Source organism: Nostoc sp. CALU 1950 (genome assembly GCF_051172895.1).
In the GTDB taxonomy this organism is placed as follows: Bacteria; Cyanobacteriota; Cyanobacteriia; order Cyanobacteriales; family Nostocaceae; genus Nostoc; species Nostoc edaphicum_A.
On record NZ_JBDNJQ010000319.1, the window covers coordinates 1 to 3067 of the forward strand.

General features: G+C 41.0%; 1 protein-coding gene. It reads left to right on the forward strand.

Features of this window, described 5'->3' with window-relative positions:
- The first annotated feature begins 383 nt into the window (after positions 1 to 383).
- Positions 384 to 2696: an NACHT domain-containing protein gene (locus ABF638_RS37415; protein WP_435027789.1), complete on the forward strand. Its 2313-nt coding sequence runs from the start codon at positions 384 to 386 to the stop codon at positions 2694 to 2696.
- Positions 2697 to 3067: the final 371 nt, after the last annotated feature.

Genomic DNA, 3067 nt, shown 5'->3' on the forward strand with positions numbered 1-3067 from the left:
TGGGCAATAGATTAATTCAGCAAGCTCAATGATTTTATATACTTTACTAATTAATGAAAAATTCATATTTATCTTCAAGCTAAAATCATAGTGAATAAGGACAAATATTGATAAGCCCTTAATCTGTACTTCATAGACTATGACAGATGGGTGCTTGAGATTAAGTATTGTTCAAAGTTTCAAATGTATAAAATAAGTTTATAGTGTTTGAGTTATTACAAAAATTAATATATGTAACAGGATCTCACTAGAGCTAGAGTATTTTTTCTTAATTGTGTATATCCTTGAACCTTGGAGAGAGTGATTACCACAAAAAAAAGCTCTAGGATGAAAGATGTTAATAAAAGTTTGAGTGCTTGATTTTAGGATCAAGTCTTTGTCTTATGGTCAAGCGATCGCTCCAAGCATCACTCACTGGGATTCAAGAGGCTAAAAGAGCGTTTGCCCGTAAGGGGTGGACACAAGACAATCTAGCAGCAGAAGTCAACCTCAAGACTAGACAACCAATTTGGCGGTTTTTGAGTGGTCGTCCAGTTGAGCGTCATACCTTTATTGAAATTTGTTTGATTTTAGAACTGAATTGGCGGGAGATTGCGACTAATCCTCCAGCAGAATTCTTGTCACGAGAAGAATACGCGCAGCCTCTTGCGTCGGATATTGATAAGTTAGTACAGAAAGTGCGATCGCAACGCTTCGACAAAATTCAAGACCAGTGTGGCATTTTGCAGTTATTGGATATTGGCCGTCCAGTTGCGATCGATGACATATATATAGATGTGAATATTTTGGAGTCAATTGCCAGTCTTCAGTGGTTAGAAATCACTGATCTGCAAAACCTCGATCGCAAAGAATTCAACCGTATTGGCTTAGGTGAAGTTGACGAGCCACAGATACCTGGTACACAGGCAGTTGAAACATACTCCAAGCTCAGGGTGCTAGGCAAACCAGGAGTAGGTAAAACCACCTTTTTGCAACATCTTGCCATTCAATGTAACCAAAGCGCATTTGCAGCAAATCAAGTGCCAGTCTTGATCACACTGAGAAACTTTGCCCAAGAGTCTAAGATTACCAACGAGTTCAGCCTATTAAACTACATCCGCCAGGAATTTATCACATCTGGAATTTCCGATCCCTCAGTCATCGAAACCTTGCTGAATGAAGGTAGGGTATTACTTTTGCTTGATGGCATGGATGAAGTTCTTAACCAACAAAGCAATCCTGTCTTAAACGAAATTCGCAGATTTTCAGAGAAGTATCACAAAAATCGGTTCGTGGCGACCTGTCGAACAGCAGCTCAAAAACTCAGACTCCGAGGCTTTACCGATGTTGAAATTGCTCCCTTTACCTTAGAACAAATCCGAGCCTTCGCTCAAAAATGGTTTTTGGCCTTTACCAAGACCAACCAAAAAGATGGTCTTGCCCACTCCGTTCAGTTTATTCAGAAGTTGGAATTAAATGAAAATTGGCAATTTCGCCAACTCGTCGTCACACCCCTATTTCTGCATCTTGCCTGTTGGGTGTTTCACGGGAAAGAAAAATTTCCGACTAAGCGAACTGACTTTTATAAAGAAGGTTTAGACCTTCTATTAGGCAAATGGGATGAAGCTAGAGGCGTTGAACGGGATGGCGTTTACCGAGGGTTTTTATTATCACAAAAACTCAAGTTATTCAGTCAGATTGCCGCCGCGACATTTGAGCAGGGTCAGTACTTTTTTGAGCAGCGCGTCGTTGAGCAATACATTGGTGACTATATTGACAATCTAAGTAACGTGCGAATGGATGCAGAAGAACTGCAAATAGAAAGCGAAGCAGCGCTAAAGTCAATCGAGGCTCAACATGGGCTACTGGCAGAACGGGCGCGGGGAATTTTTTCCTTTTCCTATCTAGCATTTCAAGAATACTTCACAGCGAGGAAAATCGTTGCCAGCCATAACCTGGAGGCATTTGGGCAAGCGCTATCCGGTCTAGTCAGTCATATCACCGACCCCCACTGGCGCGAAATCTTCTTGTTAACCGCCACCATGCTCAGGAGTGCAGACTCTCTAGTACTGTTGATGAAGCAACAGATTGATACACTGGTTGCCCAAGACGCTTATTTACAAGAGTTTTTGACTTGGGCTAGCCAAAAATCTCGCAGTATTCCCATCCACTCCAAAGATGCGACAGTGAGAGCATTTTACCTAGCCTTGAGTCGGACTCCGCACATAGCTTCGCACTTTGCCCTAGCCAGCAGCCTCGACCAGGGGATGTTTCTGGATGCGGCATTAGATGACCTGCTGATAGAGTGTGCAATTGATGGGAGCCAGGACTTTGCCCATATCCACGCCTGCGGAGAAGCTATGAGCAACATTCTGGGTATTGTTCTGGATGTTGGACTCCATAAAGCCCTGCAACAACTCTCTGACCAGTTGCCAAATTCTAGTCAAAGTCAACAATGGTTTGAACTATGGTCGCAAACGAACTATTCAGCTTGGGCCCAACAGGTAAAGAAGACGGTCGTTAATTATCGCAACATTAACCACGAGTGGCAGTTTAACTCTGAGCAACAGCAAGTGTTGCAACGCTACTATGATGCTAATCAATTACTACTCGATTGCCTGCATAGCAATTGTGAAGTAACATCTGCTATCAGGCAGGAAATTGAAGCCACCTTATTGTTGCCGATAAAGGAACTTGAGGATAGGGAATGGCAATAGCTCTATTGCTTAATTTCTGAAAGAGGTTTGGATTGCAAAAATCATCAAGAATTAAGTTTTGTGTCTTAGTTAATCAACTAATTCACAAAATAAAACAATACTAACTTTATAATACATGAACAGAACCTTTTATTTAAACAATCCAAATAATTTTCTCCTAATTTTTTTTACTTTACTAGGTGCCAGACCTTGACCTCTGATGCCTTAGCGCTTCGCATTTTATTTAACTTTAATTTTTATATGGTATTCTGCCCTGAAAAAGTATGTTTTGGTAAGCGTTTGAGTAACGCATAACTTGTTTACTTTGTAATATAAATATAGCGTTTATTAGTCTGGTGAAGTACAGTAACAAGAATGGGTAAACCAGTTAT

Bases quoted from the DNA above. Each gene is read 5' to 3' on its own strand.
- ABF638_RS37415 (WP_435027789.1), top strand. From the start codon at position 384: ATGGTCAAGCGATCGCTCCAAGCATCACTCACTGGGATTCAAGAGGCT.